We start from the raw sequence: 5,776 nt of genomic DNA on the forward strand, positions 1-5,776 counted from the left end.
TGTATACGAAGAGAAAAAAGAAACCAATAACTTCATGTAACACTTTGGGGATACTGTAAAAGATACAGTGAGTAAAAGCTGGCAACTGCCGGTTGACTGCTTACAAATAATTACAGATTCTATTAGAGAGTTAATAGGGTCAGTGAGACAAACAAAACATTATACAATGGAGAGTTTGATCCTGGCTCAGGATGAACGCTAGCGGCAGGCCTAATACATGCAAGTCGGACGGGATTCGGGAGCTTGCTCCTGATGAGAGTGGCGCACGGGTGCGTAACACGTATGCAACCTACCTTTACCAGGGGGATAGCCTCTCGAAAGAGAGATTAAGACCGCATAAAATTATTGAGTGGCATCATTTAATAATCAAATATTTATAGGGTAAAGATGGGCATGCGGAACATTAGCTAGTTGGTAAGGTAACGGCTTACCAAGGCTACGATGTTTAGGGGATCTGAGAGGATGACCCCCCACACTGGTACTGAGACACGGACCAGACTCCTACGGGAGGCAGCAGTAAGGAATATTGGTCAATGGGCGGAAGCCTGAACCAGCCATGCCGCGTGCAGGAAGACGGCCCTATGGGTTGTAAACTGCTTTTGTACCGGAATAAACCTTGATACGTGTATCAAGCTGAATGTACGGTAAGAATAAGGATCGGCTAACTCCGTGCCAGCAGCCGCGGTAATACGGAGGATCCGAGCGTTATCCGGATTTATTGGGTTTAAAGGGTGCGTAGGTGGCCTGTTAAGTCAGGGGTGAAAGACGGTAGCTCAACTATCGCAGTGCCCTTGATACTGATGGGCTTGAATGAACTAGAGGTAGGCGGAATGTGACAAGTAGCGGTGAAATGCATAGATATGTCACAGAACACCAATTGCGAAGGCAGCTTACTATGGTTTGATTGACACTGAGGCACGAAAGCGTGGGGATCAAACAGGATTAGATACCCTGGTAGTCCACGCCCTAAACGATGAATACTCGATGTTGGCGATATACGGTCAGCGTCTAAGCGAAAGCGTTAAGTATTCCACCTGGGGAGTACGCCCGCAAGGGTGAAACTCAAAGGAATTGACGGGGGCCCGCACAAGCGGAGGAGCATGTGGTTTAATTCGATGATACGCGAGGAACCTTACCCGGGCTTGAAAGTTAGTGAATGAGACAGAGACGTCTCAGTCCTTCGGGACACGAAACTAGGTGCTGCATGGCTGTCGTCAGCTCGTGCCGTGAGGTGTTGGGTTAAGTCCCGCAACGAGCGCAACCCCTATGTTTAGTTGCCAGCACGTTAAGGTGGGGACTCTAAACAGACTGCCTATGCAAATAGAGAGGAAGGAGGGGACGACGTCAAGTCATCATGGCCCTTACGTCCGGGGCTACACACGTGCTACAATGGACAGTACAGAGGGCAGCTACCTGGCAACAGGATGCCAATCTCACAAAGCTGTTCACAGTTCGGATCGGGGTCTGCAACTCGACCCCGTGAAGTTGGATTCGCTAGTAATCGCGTATCAGCAATGACGCGGTGAATACGTTCCCGGGCCTTGTACACACCGCCCGTCAAGCCATGGAAGCTGGAAGTGCCTGAAGTGCGTAACCGCAAGGAGCGTCCTAGGGTAAAGTCGGTAACTGGGGCTAAGTCGTAACAAGGTAGCCGTACCGGAAGGTGTGGCTGGAATACCTCCTTTCTGGAGCAGTATCCCATACCAAAGTACAGAAGAGGTTTAAATTACTACAAGTAACAGCAACTGTTACGCACATGATTCTATTTCCTTAGATAAAAACAAAAAGAAAGAAACACCCATGAAGATGAAGCCATCAGGGTCTGTAACCACAAGGTATACTATTATAAACGTTACTATATACTATATATAATAATGTAAAGTATACTGAAAAGGAGGGCAGGGACGATTTGGCGGTCATCAGTAGGCAGGAAGCAGTAGCAGTTAGCACGAAAGCGAAGCTAAGACTGTGAGCTGACAAACTGGTAACTGCAAACAAAAGAATAGTCCTGTAGCTCAGCTTGGTTAGAGCACTACACTGATAATGTAGGGGTCAGCAGTTCAAATCTGCTCGGGACTACGAGGTGAGGAGCTAAAAGCAGAAAGCGTAAAGCAAAAAGCAAAGCTTCGGAGAGAAAGATATGGAAAAAGCTTTAAGCTTTGACCTTTAAACTTTCAGCTCATCTGAAAGGGGGATTAGCTCAGCTGGCTAGAGCACCTGCCTTGCACGCAGGGGGTCAACGGTTCGAATCCGTTATTCTCCACGATACCCTCCAAACCGAAAGGTAAGGATATAAGGAAAAGCCATTATATGCGCAGGCATATATAAGGATAGGGTAAAACGTTCTTTGACATATTGGAAGAAGTAATTGAAAAAAGAGAAGACAACAGTAGAGACGGTTGTTAAGTCAAAATTCAAAAATCAAAAGTAAAAAGCAGCAATGCCGGCTACTAATGACGGATGACCAATGACTAATGACCAAATAAAAAGCATACTATACGGCGCAAAAGGCGTATAAGTAGAAGAAAGTAAGAAAGGGTACACGGGGGATGCCTAGGCTCTCAGAGGCGATGAAGGACGTGATAAGCTGCGATAAGCTGCGGGTATTAGCAAATATGAATTAATCCGCAGATTTCCGAATGGGGAAACCTATCTATTTGAAGAATAGATGCAATAATGCGCTAACCTGCTGAACTGAAACATCTAAGTAAGCAGAGGAAGAGAAAACAACAGTGATTTCCTGAGTAGTGGCGAGCGAAAGGGAAGAAGCCCAAACCATATATGTTACGGCATATACGGGGTTATAGGACCACAACATGAATATTAAAGAGAACCGGAACGGGGTGGGAAACCCGGCCATAGAGCATGAGAGCTGCGTACGGGTAATTGATAATAGGATAGTGGTATCCTGAGTACCGCGAGGTCGGAGACGCCTTGTGGGAATTTGCCGGCACCATCCGGTAAGGCTAAATACTCCTGAGAGACCGATAGTGAACCAGTACCGTGAGGGAAAGGTGAAAAGAACCCCGAACAGGGGAGTGAAATAGAACCTGAAACCGTGTACTTACAAGCGGTCGGAGCCCTTCTGGGGTGACGGCGTGCCTTTTGCATAATGAGCCTACGAGTTACTCCTCTCTGGCAAGGTTAAGTGTTTAAGACACGGATCCGAAGCGAAAGCGAGTCTGAATAGGGCGTGCAGTCAGAGGGGGTAGACGCGAAACCTTGTGATCTACCCATGGACAGGTTGAAGGTGCCGTAACAGGTACTGGAGGACCGAACCGATAAACGTTGAAAAGTTTCCGGATGATCTGTGGGTAGGGGTGAAAGGCTAATCAAACTGGGAAATAGCTCGTACTCCCCGAAATGTTTTTAGGAACAGCCTGGCGGTTGAGTTATTCAGAGGTAGAGCTACTAATTGGGTGCGGGGGAGTCAAATCCTACCAAATCCAGATAAACTCCGAATGCTGAATAATATACGCTGGAGTGAGGCTATGGGTGCTAAGGTCCATGGCCGAGAGGGAAAGAACCCAGACCATCAGCTAAGGTCCCCAAATTACTATTAAGTTGAACTAACGAGGTCCGACTGCACAGACAGCTAGGATGTTGGCTTGGAAGCAGCCATTCATTTAAAGAGTGCGTAACAGCTCACTAGTCGAGCGGTCGGGCATGGATAATAAACGGGCATTAAATAGTATACCGAAGCTATGGATTTCAATGTAAATTGATCTGGTAGGGGAGCATTCTACTGTCGGCGAAGCAGGTGCGTAAGCTACTGTGGAGATTGTAGAAAAGCAAATGTAGGCATAAGTAACGATAAGGCGGGAGAGAAACCCGCCCACCGAAAGACTAAGGTTTCCTGATCAACGCTAATCGGATCAGGGTTAGTCGGGGCCTAAGGTGAAGCCGAATGGCGTAGCCGATGGACAACTGGTTAATATTCCAGTACTTTTTATAACTGCGATGCGGTGACGGAGTAGTGAAACTGACGCGAACTGACGGAATAGTTCGTTAAATGCCGTAGGTATAGGAGACACAGGTAAGTCCGTGACTCTTGCTGAAAGCAGATAGTACTCGGAACCTTCGGGGGATGGGATAGTTCAGGTAATCAGACTTCCAAGAAAACCCGCTAAGCTTCAGGTTATAAAAACCCGTACCGTAAACCGACACAGGTAGTCGAGGAGAGGATCCTAAGGTGCTCGAGTGAATCATGGCTAAGGAACTCGGCAAAATGGCCCTGTAACTTCGGGAGAAGGGGCGCTGGCAGCAATGTCAGCCGCAGTGAAAAGGCCCAGGCGACTGTTTAACAAAAACACATGGCTTTGCAAAATCGAGAGATGACGTATAAGGCCTGACACCTGCCCGGTGCCGGAAGGTTAAGAGGGGATGTTAGGAGCAATTCGAAGCATTGAATCGAAGCCCCGGTAAACGGCGGCCGTAACTATAACGGTCCTAAGGTAGCGAAATTCCTTGTCGGGTAAGTTCCGACCTGCACGAATGGTGTAACGATCTGGGCGCTGTCTCAGCCATGAGCTCGGTGAAATTGTGGTATCGGTGAAGACGCCGGTTACCCGCAACGGGACGGAAAGACCCCATGCACCTTCACTACAACTTAACATTGATATCGGATACAGGATGTGTAGGATAGGTGGGAGACTGTGATCATGCTTCGCTAGGAGTATGTTAGTCAACGTTGAAATACCACCCTTTCTGTATTTGGTGTCTAACTCGTAATGCGAGGACATTGTTTGGCGGGTAGTTTGACTGGGGTGGTCGCCTCCAAAAAGGTAACGGAGGCTTTCAAAGGTAAGCTCAGTACGCTTGGTAACCGTACGTGGAGTGCAATAGCATAAGCTTGCTTGACTGTGAGGCAGACAAGCCGAGCAGGGTCGAAAGACGGATATAGTGATCCGGTGGTTCTGCATGGAAGGGCCATCGCTCAAAGGATAAAAGGTACGCTGGGGATAACAGGCTGATCTCCCCCAAGAGCTCATATCGACGGGGAGGTTTGGCACCTCGATGTCGGCTCGTCACATCCTGGGGCTGGAGAAGGTCCCAAGGGTTGAGCTGTTCGCTCATTAAAGTGGCACGCGAGCTGGGTTCAGAACGTCGCGAGACAGTTCGGTCCCTATCTGTTGTGGGCGTTGGAAGTTTGAGTGGGGCTGACCTTAGTACGAGAGGACCGGGTTGGACTAACCTCTGGTGAATCTGTTATGCCGCCAGGTGTACTGCAGAGTAGCTACGTTGGGAATAGATAAGCGCTGAAAGCATCTAAGTGCGAAACTAGCCACGAGATGAGACTTCCTTATAGGGTCGTAGCAGACTACTACGTTGATAGGTTACAGATATAAAGGTGGTGACATCATAGTCGAGTAATACTAATAGCCCGAAGCTTTCTCACAGCAGGTATAGAGTTACCGGAGAGCAATCTCCGGTAACTGAACCAAATATTGTTGTCTTCTCATAATTCAATCACTTCTTTCAATAATATGTCATTGTTAAGGTAAAAGCAGAAAGGTTAAAGCCCAAAGCGATTACATTATCAAAAAAGATAAGCGTGGCATAAAAGGGAGCATTAAGCTTTTACCTTTTAGCTTTCAGCTCAAAACATTCAGGTGCCTATATCGGCGGTGTCTACCTCTTCCCATTCCGAACAGAGAAGTCAAGCCCGCCAGAGCCGATGGTACTGCGGTAAAACGTGGGAGAGTAGGTCGGTGCCCAATCTTAAACAAACCCTCTATCCAAAAGATAGAGGGTTTTGTTGTTTTTAGGCGAGTGG

The 5,776-nt window shown here is 47.8% G+C and carries 2 tRNA genes and 3 rRNA genes; all 5 read left to right on the forward strand.

Annotated elements, in window-relative coordinates:
- Positions 1 to 163: 163 nt before the first annotated feature.
- The 5 genes from ABD894_RS28040 (at position 164) to rrf (ending at position 5,720) form a co-directional block, all read left to right on the forward strand.
- Positions 164 to 1,685 (forward strand): 16S ribosomal RNA (locus ABD894_RS28040).
- A gap of 319 nt (positions 1,686 to 2,004) precedes the next feature.
- Positions 2,005 to 2,079 (forward strand) — tRNA-Ile (locus ABD894_RS28045).
- 110 nt (positions 2,080 to 2,189) lie between these two features.
- Positions 2,190 to 2,263: transfer RNA gene (locus ABD894_RS28050), tRNA-Ala, on the forward strand.
- A gap of 259 nt (positions 2,264 to 2,522) precedes the next feature.
- Positions 2,523 to 5,398, forward strand: a 23S ribosomal RNA gene (locus tag ABD894_RS28055).
- Positions 5,399 to 5,608: 210 nt separating this feature from the next.
- Positions 5,609 to 5,720, forward strand: a 5S ribosomal RNA gene (rrf, locus tag ABD894_RS28060).
- Together the 16S, 23S and 5S rRNA genes with 2 tRNA genes alongside form the textbook arrangement of a ribosomal RNA operon.
- Positions 5,721 to 5,776 lie beyond the last annotated feature (56 nt).

This window comes from Mucilaginibacter gynuensis (assembly GCF_039541195.1).
In the GTDB taxonomy this organism is placed as follows: Bacteria; Bacteroidota; Bacteroidia; order Sphingobacteriales; family Sphingobacteriaceae; genus Mucilaginibacter; species Mucilaginibacter gynuensis.